Raw genomic sequence first — 13,014 nt, 5'->3', positions numbered from 1 at the left:
TGTACCTTCGGTTTTACGCCAGTGACTTTTCGTATTTTCCAAATCCGTCCCGGTTGATCTCCTCTACAAGAGATGCATCGCCGGTTTTGACGATTTCACCTTCCACCATGATGTGGGTCTGATCCACCATCAGTGATTCCAGAATCTTCGTGCTGTGCGTGATGATCAGAAGACTTCCTCCGCATTTTCTGCGGTATGCCTCAATTCCGGCAGAAACGGTGCGGACCGCATCGACATCCAGGCCGGAGTCGGTCTCATCGAGAATGGTAAGGGACGGCTCGAGCATCAGAAGCTGCAAGATCTCGGCTTTCTTTTTCTCACCGCCGGAAAATCCGACATTCAGATCACGGTCTGCATACGACGGATCCATCTGCAGAACTTCCATTGCTTTTTCCAGTTCTTTCCGGAACTCAAACAGACGCATCCGTTTGCCGGTTTTTAACTCGACGGCGCTGCGGATAAAAGAGCTTAAGGTTACGCCAGGCACCTCAAGCGGATTCTGAAACGAGAGAAACAGTCCCATTTTGGCGCGTTCATTGACCGGCTCTTCTGTGATGTTCTTTCCCTGGAACCAGATTTCGCCGCGTGTCACGTTATATTTCGGATTGCCGAGCAGCGTATTGCCAAGCGTCGACTTTCCGGTACCATTCGGTCCAAGCAGCACATGCGTCTCCCCTTTTCCAATCGTAAGATTGACGCCGTGCAGGATCTCTTTTTCTTCTACATTTACCGTTAAATCTTTCACTGTTAAAAGATTTTTTCCCATATTGATATCCTCCTTATTTTGCTTCGAGGTTAAAATCTCTGTTTTCGCCTCCGATTGTAGACCTTTTTTCCGAGTATTTCAATCGGATTTATATATTTGAAAAATTTTATCAAAAAACGCACCTGCCGCCGGATCTTTTTTTCCGCACGACAGGCGCGTTTTCTATCAACATTGTTTCAGCCGATTCCGCCCAGCACGATTCCGAGAATCAGAACCAGCACACAGATCGGCACGTAGATATATTTGCAGATCGGATAATACAGATCCGTGAATTTGCTGCTTCTTCCCTTGTCTACCTGGGACTGCACATACTTCTTTCCGCAGATCCAGAAGAACATGACTCCGGCAAGGCCGGCGCCGAGCGGGCAGATGTAGATCGACAGAACATCCATCCACTGGGATACAATGCCCTGGATCAGAAGAGATACGACCACACCGATAACCCCGATCACACCGCAGGCTGCTACTCTTCCGAGATGAAATTTTTCCTGTACCGTTGCAATCGGTGCTTCGTACAGGTTAATCAGAGAGGTAAGGCCGGCAAAAAAGACAGCGACAAAGAAAACGATTGCGATCAGCGCGCCACCCGGCATAGACTTTATCAAATTCGGAAGGAAAATGAACAGAAGTCCAGGTCCTCCTGTATTTAACTGTGCTCCCGTAGTTGCCATCGCCGGGATAATAACCAGCGCAGCAAGCATAGCAGCGAGCGTATCAAAAAATGCTACTCTTCCGGCGGCGGCCGGAATATTTTCTCCATCTGACAAATAGGAACCATAGATCAGTGTTCCGTTTCCGGCTACAGACAGGGAAAAGAATGCCTGACCAAGTGCAAAAATCCAGGTCTTCGGATCTGCAAGTGCTTTTGGTTCCACACGGAAAATATAACGGTATCCATCCGCTGCACCGGGCTGAAAGGCAACATAGATACCAAGTGCAACAAACAGGAGAAAGAAAACAGGCATCAGCACCTTATTGACCTTCTCAATTCCCTTACCAACACCAAATGCCAGAATGACCATCGCAACCACAAGAGCTACGATCTGCCAGAAATTGTTTCCAAACGCAGATGCCATGGATTCAAACGCTCCGGCAAAATCCTCTACGCTCACAGCTGACAGTGTCTTTCCAGTAAAGGTTCCGATCATGTACCTGAAAATCCACCCCATGACAACCGTATAACCGATCGCCATTGCCAGGGAACCCAGCACCGGAATCAGACCAAGCGCCTCTCCGGCTTTTCGTTTTCCTTTCGTTTCACATGCAAAACCGAACGCATCAACCGGACCGGATCTTGTGGCACGGCCAAAACTCATCTCCCCGCTCACACCGGTAAAGCCGATCAGTGCAACGAACAGGAAATACGGAATCAGAAAGGAACCTCCTCCGTACAAGGAAACCCGGGTAGGGAACATCCAGATGTTGCCCATTCCAACTGCAGAACCGATGCAGGCCAGGATAAATCCCCACCGACTGTTAAATGACTCTCTCTTTTTCATACTGCTCTCCCTTTTTCTTACTTTTTCTGAAGATATCATGGCCAAAGTACCTTTTGACTCCAACATCTTCTGAATATTTTAGCATAAGCTATTGGGAAAAGCTATAGCATTTCTCATCTTCCTGCAACTTCACTTTATATTTTATGCTTTTTCCGCCTTGCTGCTGCCATTCCCGCGGAGAACATCCGCAGTGGCGTTTGAAATAGCGGCTGAAATGAGACAGATTGGAAAAACCGCAGATTTCCGCGGTCTGTCCGATGGAAAGTGCCTGATTTGTCAAAAGATTTTTCGCCTTGTCGAGCCGTACTTCAATCAGATCGCTGTGCGGGGTGCTGCTGAAAAACTGTTTGTAATAAGAATAAAACTGACTTTTTTCCATATTGGCCATCTGGCAAAGCTTTTCTGTCGTCCAGTCTTTCTCATAATGGCTCAACATCTTAAGGCGCAGCTCCTGGAATTCCTGATACAGTCCGGCCGGCTCCTCTGCCGCTTTCTGGTACAGCCGCATACCGCGCGATGCCGTAATCATCATCTGACGAACCAGTGCTTCCTCATATTCCACTGCGTATGGATCTTTCACAATGTATTCCCTCTGCAAAAGGCGAATCAGCTCATCAATTGCTTCCGTGTTCTGTGGATAAAAAACAGCATTCTGCGGAATTCCATACGTTTCACCCAGATTCTCACCGCACCAGAAATGGACATAGCTGTTGCGAAACTTCTGAACAGCCTGATAATGCTGCTCGTGATCCGGCGTGTAAAAAAGGCAGGCATTTTCCTGTGCAATGAAAAACGCAGTTCTGTCATACACCTTCATCGGCGTTTTAAACAGTAGAAACAGATAGTCCCCGCTGCCCTCCGGCCGATATATCGTCTCATAATCGGCGTTGGATCTATTATATTCACAAATATGAACTGAAAATTCCATTCTTCTCGTTTCCCCTTTTCTTTTCTTCTCCCTATTTTACCGCAAAACCGGAAAAAAAGTCAAATTTGCCGGACAAAAATCTCTGGTTTTTTTCTATCTTCCTGTTAAAATTGAAACTATCCAAAGCGAAAGCGAAACGGTGGAATAAAATCATAGACACGCCGGTGATCCTTTGTTTTTCTGGATCGTGTCTGAAAACGAACATTTCTTTTAACAGGAGGATTTTTAAGTATGAAAAAAGCAGAGATTATCATTGACAAATATTTTCTCACCGGAAAAGTTGACAAACGAATCTTCGGTTCCTTTATCGAGCACCTGGGACGCGCCGTTTACGAAGGCATCTATCAGGAAGGAAGTGCTCTCTCCGACGAGCAGGGCTTCCGAAAAGATACCCTGGATCTTGTCAAAGAGCTTCAGGTACCGATCGTCCGTTACCCGGGCGGAAACTTTGTCTCGGGCTATCACTGGGAAGACAGCGTAGGTCCGAAAGACAAACGGCCTGCAAAACCGGATCTTGCCTGGGGCGTGATTGAGACAAACGAATTCGGTCTGAATGAGTTTGCGGACTGGTCGAAAAAAGCCGGCAGTGATATTATGATGGCCGTTAACCTCGGAACCCGCGGACCGGAGGATGCCAAAAATGTGCTGGAGTACTGCAACTTCAAGGGCGGCACCTACTACAGTGATCTGAGAAAATCCCACGGTTACAAAGATCCACACAACATCAAACTCTGGTGCCTCGGCAACGAGATGGACGGACCGTGGCAGATGGGACATAAGACCGCTTCTGAGTACGGACGTATTGCAGCAGAGACTTCCCGTCTGATGAAATTCATGGATCCGACGATTGAAACTGTTGCCTGCGGAAGCTCCAATCTTACGATGCCAACCTTCGGTTCCTGGGAATATACGGTTCTGGACGAATGCTATGATGAGGTGGATTACCTTTCTTTACACCAGTACTACGGAAATTATGCAAATGATACTGTCGATTTCCTGGCAAGCTCCAAGGGCATGGATGATTTCATCTCCGGTGTAGTTGCGATCTGTGATGCAGTCAAAGCGAAAAAACACGGCAAAAAGCAGATTAACCTTTCCTTCGATGAGTGGAACGTATGGTATCACAGCAATGAGCAGGATCAGAAGCTGGAGAAATGGGTACGCGCACCGCATCAGCTTGAGGATGTTTACAACTTTGAGGATGCACTTCTCGTCGGAAGCATGCTGATCACACTCCTGCGCCACGCAGACCGTGTCAAGATTGCCTGCCTCGCACAGCTTGTCAACGTTATCGCTCCGATCATGACATCCGATACCGGTGCATGGCGTCAGACGATCTTCTATCCATACATGCATGCAAGCGTATACGGCCGCGGAACCGTCTTAAATACACAGGTTCTGACACCGGTTTACGAGAGCAAAACGTACGGCGAAGCTCCGTATCTCGATTCTGTCTGCATCTGGGATGAGGAAAACGATGCACTGACCATTTTTGCAGTCAACAAGAGCCTGGATGAGGATATGGAGGTTTCCTGCGATCTGCGTCAGTTCGAAGGATGTCGTCTGGCTGAGCACATCGTGCTGACAAACGACGATATGAAAGCGGTCAACACCGAAGCAGATCCGAACCACGTTGCTCCGACCCATTCCGATGCTACCAAACTGGAGAATGGAAAAATGCACACCGTTCTTGGAAAACACAGCTGGAATGTGATCCGTCTTACAAAATAATGGAACCGTATAAGGTATGGCCTGAAAAACAGAACATCTGAATTTTTCATCCAAACATATGCATAAAGGAGTTTTATTTTATGGCACAGGCATATTTATTTGTTCATTTTCGGGAAAAAACAACACCGGACGGCGAACAGGTTTATTTCGGCATAAGCCGCGATGGTTTCCACTGGGAAGCTGTCAACGACGGCGTTCCGGGTGCCGGCCAGGGATATGTGCCGTTTGTTGCAGACAGCCTTGCTTCCGGAAAATTTGTTCGTTCTGATGCTTCCTTCTCGTTCCCATACGGCTACAAGCATGGAACGATTCTTCCGATTACAGAGGAGGATTACGAGCGGATCAAAAACCAGGACTGGTCAGATCACGGATATCAGTAAAATCGCTGTCCGCCTGATGGGATTTTCATACAAAAAGAACTGCGGCAGGCTTCCTTTTGGGGAAGTTCCTGCCGCAGTTCTTTTTCGCTTTTCTTTTCCGACAAAACCCATCCGCTTCCTTTTTGTTCTGGCGGACAGTACCTTTTCTGCAGATTGGTAAATGTATCGTTTTGATGGTGTCTGAATTTTTCTTTATCTCTGTGCCTGTGCAGCGGTTCTTGCATGGAACATGCGGAAGACGCCGGTCTGCTCGATCAACTTCGTCAGGCTATAGAAAATGATGGAATCGATCGGCCACATAATCAGGTTCTTTAAGGCACGTGCCGGAAGAAGCACCATGATTCCTTTTCCATACAGCATGCTGATCCACAGGGTGTTCAGCAGTACGTTGACAGTCAGCATAACGATGAACTTGGCTGCAAGCACACGTTTGATGGTCAGTTTTTTGCGATAGTAGAAGCATCCATACATAAAAGATGCCAGCATCGCATTAAAGGTGAATCCGAAGAAGAACGGGCCGCTCGGTTTCAGGAAGTATTTTACGACATCAAGAATGCCGGAGAAAAGACATCCTGTCACTGGTCCGAACAGGTAATCGACAAGGCGGTTCGGGATTCCAGAAAATCCGATGCGGACATAAGGTCCGATATCAATCGATGCTACCTGGTTCAGAATCATCGCCAGCGCTGCGAACATGGCACAGGCTGCGAGGGTTGTGACTGCTTTCAGCTCTTTTGCTGACTGCAGAAACATGTTTTTTGTTTCTTTTGCTGTTTCATTTGCATTTTTCTGCATAAAAAAATTACCTCCTTTACAGATATCTGACTACAATAGGAGATAATCTCTTGTCTCTATCTTCTGTTGCAGCGAGATGCAATTCATATACCGCAAGATTTTCTCTTTTCGTCTCCCTGGCTACTCTCTATCCTGGGAGCACTTTACGCATATGAACTTACTCTGCAGTTGTTTTTGTCCTGCTCATTATATAGTAAAATCCCCTTGATTTCAAGAGGATTTTACATTTTTTTCTAATTTTTTACGATCAAATATCAGCCCTGCATTTTACGGTCTTTCCGGTGATAAAACGGAGACAAACGCAAACTTTTTATCCAGCAGTTTTCCCATCAGCACAATGCCTTTTCCCATCGTAAAAGCAGCTGCTACCGTTCCGATTCCAAGACCTTCGATTCTTCCAAGTCCGAAGAAGGTGAACAATGCGGCTGTTGTCTGGGCTGTTGATCCAGAAAAGGGACAGTTGGGAGTTGGTCAGTGATCGGGTGACGGGTGGTCGTCAGCAATCGGTCACTGGATCAACTGGGTTGCCCTTTGACAACAAGATCTTTCTTCTTTTATTTTCGGATCTGTCCCGTTCCGTATACGATATTTTTAATCGATGTCAGCGCCAGCAGTCCCATCGGGCCTCTGGCGTGGAGTTTTTGGGTGCTGATTCCGATTTCGGCGCCGTAGCCGAATTCGAAGCCGTCGGTGAAGCGGGTGGAGGCGTTGACGTAGACTACAGCTGCATCGATTTCGTCCAGGAATTTCTGGGCGTGGGTGTAGTTGTTGGTGATGATTGCTTCGGAGTGTTTTGTGTTGTAGTGGTTGATGTGTGCAATCGCTTCGTCGATGGAAGAGACGGTTTTGATGGACACGATGTAGTCGAGATACTCTTTTCCCCAGTCCTCTTCTGTCGCTTCTTCTGCTTCCGGCATGTATTCTCTTGCCTTTTCGTCTGCGCGCATTTCCACATGTTTTTCTTTTAATCGTTCCTCCAGAACCGGGAGCAGTTTTTCACGTACATTTTCGTGTACCACAATCGATTCACATGCATTACATACGCCAACGCGCTGTGTTTTTGCGTTCAGAATAATATCCACTGCCATGGAAAGATCGGCTGTCTCATCCACGTAGATATGACAGTTTCCGGTTCCCGTCTCAATGACAGGAATCGTGCTGTTTTCCACGACAGCGCGGATCAGTCCGGCGCCGCCGCGTGGGATCAGGACATCGACATAGCGGTTCATCTTCATAAACTGCGCCGTCGTCTCGCGGGAGGTATCTTCGATCAGAAGCAGGGCGTCTTCCGGCACCTGCTCCTCTTTCAGTGTTTTCCGAAGAGAGGCAACAATCGCCGTATTCGAGTGGATTGCATCGCTTCCGCCTTTTAAAATCACGACATTTCCCGTTTTGAAGCAGAGTGCAAATGCATCCGCCGTCACATTTGGGCGTGCCTCGTAGATGATGCCGACAACACCGAGCGGAACACGTTTCTGTCCGATCAGAAGACCGTTCGGGCGTTTTTTCATTCCCAGCACTTCCCCGATTGGGTCGTCCAGTTCGGATACCTGACACATGCCTTCTGCCATTGCTTCAATCCGGCTTTTGTCCAGAAAGAGCCGGTCCAGAAGTCCCTGAGACATGCCTTTTTCTTTTCCATGCTCCATATCCAGCGCATTGGCCGCGATAATCGTTTCGGCGTCTGCCACAAGGTTTTCCGCTGCTTTTTTCAGCACACGGTTTTTCTTCTCCGTCTCCATGATTCGAAGCACAGGCTCCGCCTGGCGGGCTCTCGTTCCGATTTCTTCCAGCTTCATCATACTCGTCTCCTCCTCGTGTTGTCTTATCGTAATTGGCTTAACGGTAAATCTTCTGCTCTGTCACCAGCATCTGCGGCAGAACATCCGTCTCTTCAAACGGCACCGCATCAAACAGCTGAAACTCAAACGCCGCTGCAACCGTTGTAAACCCTGGATGTGCGGCAAGAAAGCGGTCATAAAATCCTTTTCCATATCCTACTCTGTGGCGCGCCGGATCAAAGGCCACACCGGGTACCAGCAGAAAGCCCTCTTCCCGCGTGCAGACCTTTCCGCCGTCCGGCTCCATAATGCCAAAATAGCCGGATTTCAGCGTGGAGAAATCTTTGATCTCATAATAAACCATATCATCGCCTTCCACGCGCGGCACAGCGACCGTCTTTCCCATTTGCAGGGCCTTCTCGATCAGATCCCGTGTCATGACTTCTTTTTTGAAGTCCATATACGCAAAAAAGCAGTCCGCATCCAGAAACTCCGGCAGAGCCGTGATTTTTTCATAAATCATACGGCTCTTTTCCTGAATTTCTTCCTGTGTGGCTGCTCTTCTTCGGGCAAAAACTTCTTTTCTAATGTTTCCTTTTGCTTCCATAGCGCTCCCCCAGATTTACGATTGTTCCGTCTTTCTCCTGCACATCAATATTGTCGAGCTGGGTACGGAGGTTCATTTTCACGGCTGCAATATATTCTCTCCGCAGCTTCTGCTGCTCTTCTTTCTCCGCCGGTGTCAGCCCCTCTGCTTTCGCCTTGCGGGCAAGTTCGTTGATTCTCTGTATATTAATTTCCATTTTCTGTATTTTTCTCCTTTGTTTCAACTCACAGTCGGTATTTTCACAGAGTCTGACATGTCGAAAATAGTTCGACTGTGACTCGCCTCATGTCAGTGGAGGATACCGATTTCTCTCCGCCTGCCACTACCGTTATGTTTCTTTTAACAATTCATCCCACCGCTTTAGAAGCGAGGGACTTGCTTGATTCGGTTAAATGACCGGATTTTCTTTTTATCTTACCGCAAAACACAGGATCTGTCCAGCCGATCTGAGAAAAATCCTGAAATCCAGCTTTATCACCGGATTTCAGTCTCATCTGCATAATTATCTAAAACAATCAGAACCCATGTTTTTCCAAGATTCAGTTTAATCTCCTCTCCATTGCTGTCCCGGTACTTTGTGACGCCCCACGGATCATCCTTGCTCCATGTCACGTCGATGGCCTTTCCGCTTGTGATATACGTTCCCATTCCGCCGTTTACCACATCAATATCGAGATATTCCGCATTGTCATCATACTTTTTCCAGGAACAGTACTGCACGATAATGTTCTTCACCGCAAGCTGTTCCTGTGTCATCTCATCGATCTGCGGTTCCCCGAACTGATAACGCAAATACGTGCCGCTCGCCTCATCGTACGAAAACCATGGATTATTGTGGAAATATCCGCCCGGTGCCACATAGGCGGCATTTCGTCCCTGTTCCAGCGTTTCCGGTTCTGTCTCGGATGCAAACTGGAAAAATCCGTCATAACCGTCTTTGTAAGATGTCCGGTAGCCGCAGAGATCGATTCCCGCTGCAATCCCGGCCGCATCCAAATACGCATTGTGCGGCGACGGACGATCCGACGTCCGGTAATACACCTGTTCCGAATACTCCATGCCATTCACATTGTCTATGTGATCCGATTCGAGCAGCGGAATCGCATACGCCGCCTGTCCATAGTGGTAATACAGAGCGTCAAATCCCGCTGCCAGATACACATAATATTCGCGGCAACTCCGCACCGATCCGATCTTTTCGAGATCATCATAGTTTTCAAACAGCCCCATCAGGCGCGTAATGCCGCCTTCGACCGGCGCTTCATAGATCACTCCCGCACGGCTGATACCGCTCTGCGGGCAGGCGCTGATGATATTGCTCAGCATAACCGCCACCGGGCGCCTTCTTCCCTGTACTTCGGCGACAGGTTCTCCTGTCAGATAACTTTTCACCATACCTTCCGGCAGCGCATCCTCCGCGGGTGTCGGCTCAATCGCTTCCGGAACCAGCGGTTCCGGTGCCGGATCTTCGGTCGGGGCCGGTGGTTCCGTAGCTTTCGTTTCTGTCTTGCTTTCCCCTGCTGTCTCTTCTGAGACATAAGAAGTTCCTGCCGATGCAGTTTCCGGTGCCGTTTCCCCAATTTTCCGGCATCCGAACAGCATCATGCTTCCCAGCAGAGCAATCCCCAATGTGTAAAACCCTCTCTTTTTGATAAAGACCCCTCCTTTTCTTCTTTCAATCAGTCTCTTGTGATACCGAGACGCTGCAGCACCTCTTCCTGCTTTGCCTCCATCACGGCTGCTTCCTCCGGTGTCATATGATCATAACCCAGAAGATGCAGCATACTGTGTGCAACAAGAAAAGCAAATTCGCGTCTTAAAGAATGACCGTATTCCTCCGCCTGCGCTCTTGCGCGCGCAACAGAAATCACAATATCACCCAGCATCAGCTCACCGCTGTCCGGGTTAAAACAGTCATCTCCCTCTTCCGTCTCCAGAAAATCGAACGAAGCCGGAGAAGGATAATCTACCATCGGGAAAGAAAGCACGTCTGTCTCCCGGTCAATGTTTCTGTGTTCCCGGTTCATGGTGCGGATATTTTCCGGATCAGTCAGAATCAGTTCTACTTCTGCCTCATACGGGCACGCTTCCTGATCCAGCACACCATTGATTACCGCTGCTGCAACCTCTTCCGGATCAAATCCAAGGTCAAAATCCTGTTCATTTTCAAACGTCAGTGTCATTTATTTTCCCTCCGTTTTCTCGTCGTACTTTTTGCTCTGCCGCTGTGATTTTCCGGCTTTGCTTTCTTTTCATATTCATCGTAAGCCTGTACAATCTTCTGCACCAGCGGATGACGGACAACGTCCTTGCTCGTCAGCTCGCAGAAGGAAATTCCGTCTACTTTTTTCAGTACCTGCATTGCCACATCAAGGCCGGAGCGTGTACCGGAAGGAAGGTCCTTCTGAGAGGCATCTCCGGTTACAATGACTTTGGAACCGAAACCGATACGGGTCAGGAACATCTTCATCTGCGCCGGTGTCGTATTCTGTGCCTCATCAAGGATAATAAACGCATTGTCGAGCGTACGGCCTCGCATGTACGCGAGCGGCGCAACCTCAATCAGGCCTTTTTCCATGTTTTTCTGGAAGCTCTCTGCTCCCATGATCTGATACAGCGCGTCGTAGAGCGGCCGCAGATACGGGTCAATTTTACTCTGCAGGTCGCCAGGCAGGAAACCGAGTTTTTCACCCGCCTCAATCGCCGGACGCGTCAGGATAATACGGCCTACCTCATCGTTTCGGAATGCCGTGATCGCCATCGCCATCGCAAGGTACGTTTTTCCGGTTCCGGCAGGGCCGACGCCGAAGACGATCATCTTTTCCCGGATCGCATCCACGTACGCTTTCTGACCGAGTGTTTTCGGTTTGACCGGACGGCCTGCGACCGTGTGGCAGATGCAGTCACTGTCGATTTCAGCAAGGCTGCTTCCGCTGTCCTCCATAACAAGTGAGATTGCATAATTGACGTTCTGTGTGTTGATATCATTTCCGCGGCGTGAGAGCTCCAGAAGCTGTGTCAGACATTCCTTTGCGCGCGCTGCATTCGATGCCGGGCCCACAATTTTTAAAACGCCGTCCCGGGAGATCAGCGTAACCGCCAGGGATCTCTCCAGGATTTTGATGTGTTCATCAAACTGGCCGAATACTTTCTTTTCATGTTCGATGGGCAGTTCCATCTGCAGTTCTATCATGTTGTTATTGCTGTTCATCTACCATTGTTTCCTTTCCATCCGACATCTTCTGCATTTCGCAGGGCTGTGCTTCTACGGCCCGTTCTATCACGCGAAGTGTCCCTTTTGTGATACATGACGTATCGTTAAGTTCTATTGTAACATGATTCTCCGATATTTGAAGTCCTTTTTCTGATAAATTTCTGTGGAATTTCTGATAATTCTGCGAGGCTTTTTCTTTTGCCTCGTGTTCTGAGTAGGTTTCTTTCTGAACTTCAAAAGGAAATTTCTGACGGTAGCCGAAATAAAACGGAAGGGCAAAGTTTTCTGTCAGATAAAGCTGCTGAAGGGACACTTCCTCGTCTGCTCCATTTTCCCTTTTCTCTGTTTTCTGATCCGCCGTTCCGGTCATGCTCCGCAAACTCTCCACAAAATTCTCCGGCAGCAGATTTCCAAGGAAAAATCGGTAAGCAGAAATCTGGAATACCGGCGTTTTTTTCTCTGCTTTCTGATATGTCCGTACCGTATGGGAAAGCGGAAAGGTATCATAATAGTACCACGTCGTCTCAAGGTCAATATCCGCGTCTGCGTGAACATAAGAATAATCATACGTTTCCCCACTGTCATTCACAAGCGGAATCTCGCCCTTTACAAGAATGTCTCCCGCTTGACATGTATCACCGGGGAGCACCTGCGGAATGCCGTTCCGTGTGATAATACGCACGACCGTCCCTTCTTTTTTCGCCACAAGATTCTGCGGATCATCTGCTTTTTCTTCGATCACATAGCCGTCTACGTTTTCTTTTACCGCAAGGACAAGCTGCGTCCCTTCTATTTTTGCGGACACCCAGGTCAGATTCGGAAACTGCTCCCGCAAATACGATGCGGTCTGGCTGCAGTCCACACGTTTTTTCCAGCTTCCATGATGAATCCCGGCCGCGTCAAGGCTGTTTAAGATCGTCTGCGTACTGTTCGCGTAATTTCCTTCCACATGAATATTCCAGATGAACTGCGACAGCGTGTAAAGTCCCGCCAGGCAGAGAAAAATACCAATAAAAAATGCCTTTCTTTTTAAACTTCGCCGGTAAAAGAAAGGCAGTCCCTGTTTTTTCTGTATTCGGATGCGCACACCGCTCTTGCGGCGGATCGGCAGGAGGCGGAAAAAATCTTCCGGCAGAAGGCTCATCTCAAAGCAGCCCTGATGTTCTGTCACGTCCCACAGTGTGATATTATGGTGCCCGCACAGATTGAAAAAACGCTCCGGTTCACGGCCCGTCACACGAATCCGCACACTGCCTTTCCAGAAAGCCTTTCCCCTCTGCAAACGCACACCCCCTTTTCAGCATTGGAATGAT

General features: G+C 48.4%; 14 protein-coding genes and 1 riboswitch. Of the genes, 2 read left to right on the top strand and 12 right to left on the bottom strand.

All coding sequences use genetic code 11. The annotated features are described in order from the left end of the window. Window positions 1–13: 13 nt before the first annotated feature. The 3 genes from sufC to DWX26_RS04390 all read right to left on the bottom strand — a co-directional run bounded on the left by sufC (window position 14) and on the right by DWX26_RS04390 (window position 3,193). Window positions 14–766, bottom strand: a complete 753-nt coding sequence (gene sufC, locus DWX26_RS04400; RefSeq protein WP_055217927.1) for a Fe-S cluster assembly ATPase SufC — start codon at window positions 764–766, stop codon at window positions 14–16. Between the two features lie 176 nt (window positions 767–942). Continuing rightward, the gene (locus tag DWX26_RS04395) at window positions 943–2,265 is read right to left on the bottom strand and encodes a sodium-dependent transporter (protein WP_055217929.1); all 1,323 of its coding nucleotides are present in this window, start codon (window positions 2,263–2,265) and stop codon (window positions 943–945) included. An 88-nt stretch (window positions 2,266–2,353) separates the two neighbouring features. Further along, entirely contained in the window at window positions 2,354–3,193 is an 840-nt protein-coding gene (locus DWX26_RS04390; protein ID WP_055228178.1) for a helix-turn-helix domain-containing protein, read from the bottom strand. A 231-nt stretch (window positions 3,194–3,424) separates the two neighbouring features. On the opposite strand from DWX26_RS04390, the gene arfA reads away from it, so the two are divergent. After that, a complete protein-coding gene (gene arfA, locus DWX26_RS04385; protein ID WP_117801108.1) occupies window positions 3,425–4,924 on the top strand; it encodes an arabinosylfuranosidase ArfA in 1,500 nt (499 codons plus the stop codon). An 80-nt stretch (window positions 4,925–5,004) separates the two neighbouring features. After that, window positions 5,005–5,304 (top strand): hypothetical protein, encoded by a 300-nt coding sequence (locus tag DWX26_RS04380; protein WP_118594421.1) that lies wholly within the window; start codon window positions 5,005–5,007, stop codon window positions 5,302–5,304. 192 nt (window positions 5,305–5,496) lie between these two features. On the opposite strand, the gene DWX26_RS04375 is transcribed toward DWX26_RS04380, so the two are convergent. The 9 genes from DWX26_RS04375 to DWX26_RS04345 all read right to left on the bottom strand — a co-directional run bounded on the left by DWX26_RS04375 (window position 5,497) and on the right by DWX26_RS04345 (window position 12,983). Beyond that, entirely contained in the window at window positions 5,497–6,099 is a 603-nt protein-coding gene (locus DWX26_RS04375; protein ID WP_022461732.1) for a folate family ECF transporter S component, read from the bottom strand. Window positions 6,100–6,166: 67 nt separating this feature from the next. Next, a riboswitch (THF riboswitch) is annotated at window positions 6,167–6,266 on the bottom strand. Between the two features lie 100 nt (window positions 6,267–6,366). Continuing rightward, a complete protein-coding gene (locus tag DWX26_RS16700) occupies window positions 6,367–6,519 on the bottom strand; it encodes a DUF6198 family protein (protein ID WP_156338179.1) in 153 nt (50 codons plus the stop codon). Between the two features lie 134 nt (window positions 6,520–6,653). Beyond that, the gene (locus tag DWX26_RS04370) at window positions 6,654–7,898 is read right to left on the bottom strand and encodes a glutamate-5-semialdehyde dehydrogenase (RefSeq protein WP_055267915.1); all 1,245 of its coding nucleotides are present in this window, start codon (window positions 7,896–7,898) and stop codon (window positions 6,654–6,656) included. A gap of 40 nt (window positions 7,899–7,938) precedes the next feature. After that, entirely contained in the window at window positions 7,939–8,487 is a 549-nt protein-coding gene (locus DWX26_RS04365; protein ID WP_055228183.1) for a 5-formyltetrahydrofolate cyclo-ligase, read from the bottom strand. Beyond that, window positions 8,465–8,683, bottom strand: a complete 219-nt coding sequence (locus DWX26_RS16845; RefSeq protein ID WP_055267865.1) for a DUF896 domain-containing protein — start codon at window positions 8,681–8,683, stop codon at window positions 8,465–8,467. Before DWX26_RS16845 ends, DWX26_RS04365 begins: the two co-directional genes overlap by 23 nt. Before the next feature lie 278 nt (window positions 8,684–8,961). Then, complete coding sequence (locus DWX26_RS04360) at window positions 8,962–10,116, bottom strand: DUF3048 domain-containing protein (protein ID WP_055267863.1); 1,155 nt, start codon at window positions 10,114–10,116, stop codon at window positions 8,962–8,964. 50 nt (window positions 10,117–10,166) lie between these two features. Then, a complete protein-coding gene (gene ybeY / locus DWX26_RS04355) occupies window positions 10,167–10,670 on the bottom strand; it encodes an rRNA maturation RNase YbeY (RefSeq protein WP_055228185.1) in 504 nt (167 codons plus the stop codon). Continuing rightward, complete coding sequence (locus tag DWX26_RS04350; RefSeq protein ID WP_055267861.1) at window positions 10,667–11,698, bottom strand: PhoH family protein; 1,032 nt, start codon at window positions 11,696–11,698, stop codon at window positions 10,667–10,669. The genes ybeY and DWX26_RS04350 overlap by 4 nt, the downstream gene beginning before the upstream one ends. Next, complete coding sequence (locus tag DWX26_RS04345) at window positions 11,685–12,983, bottom strand: sporulation protein YqfD (RefSeq protein ID WP_055217955.1); 1,299 nt, start codon at window positions 12,981–12,983, stop codon at window positions 11,685–11,687. The genes DWX26_RS04350 and DWX26_RS04345 overlap by 14 nt, the downstream gene beginning before the upstream one ends. Window positions 12,984–13,014 lie beyond the last annotated feature (31 nt).

It is taken from the genome of Blautia sp. AF19-1 (assembly GCF_003479155.1).
GTDB lineage: Bacteria > Bacillota > Clostridia > Lachnospirales > Lachnospiraceae > Fusicatenibacter > Fusicatenibacter saccharivorans.
Note: the sequence above shows the minus strand (reverse complement) of the source record. Positions and strands in the feature narration are given on the sequence as shown.

Bases quoted from the DNA above. Each gene is read 5' to 3' on its own strand.
- DWX26_RS04350 (WP_055267861.1), bottom strand. From the start codon at position 11,698: ATGAACAGCAATAACAACATGATAGAACTGCAGATGGAACTGCCCATC.
- DWX26_RS04395 (WP_055217929.1), bottom strand. From the start codon at position 2,265: ATGAAAAAGAGAGAGTCATTTAACAGTCGGTGGGGATTTATCCTGGCC.
- DWX26_RS04365 (WP_055228183.1), bottom strand. From the start codon at position 8,487: ATGGAAGCAAAAGGAAACATTAGAAAAGAAGTTTTTGCCCGAAGAAGA.
- ybeY (WP_055228185.1), bottom strand. From the start codon at position 10,670: ATGACACTGACGTTTGAAAATGAACAGGATTTTGACCTTGGATTTGAT.
- DWX26_RS16845 (WP_055267865.1), bottom strand. From the start codon at position 8,683: ATGGAAATTAATATACAGAGAATCAACGAACTTGCCCGCAAGGCGAAA.
- DWX26_RS04370 (WP_055267915.1), bottom strand. From the start codon at position 7,898: ATGAAGCTGGAAGAAATCGGAACGAGAGCCCGCCAGGCGGAGCCTGTG.
- arfA (WP_117801108.1), top strand. From the start codon at position 3,425: ATGAAAAAAGCAGAGATTATCATTGACAAATATTTTCTCACCGGAAAA.
- DWX26_RS04380 (WP_118594421.1), top strand. From the start codon at position 5,005: ATGGCACAGGCATATTTATTTGTTCATTTTCGGGAAAAAACAACACCG.
- sufC (WP_055217927.1), bottom strand. From the start codon at position 766: ATGGGAAAAAATCTTTTAACAGTGAAAGATTTAACGGTAAATGTAGAA.
- DWX26_RS04375 (WP_022461732.1), bottom strand. From the start codon at position 6,099: ATGCAGAAAAATGCAAATGAAACAGCAAAAGAAACAAAAAACATGTTT.
- DWX26_RS04390 (WP_055228178.1), bottom strand. From the start codon at position 3,193: ATGGAATTTTCAGTTCATATTTGTGAATATAATAGATCCAACGCCGAT.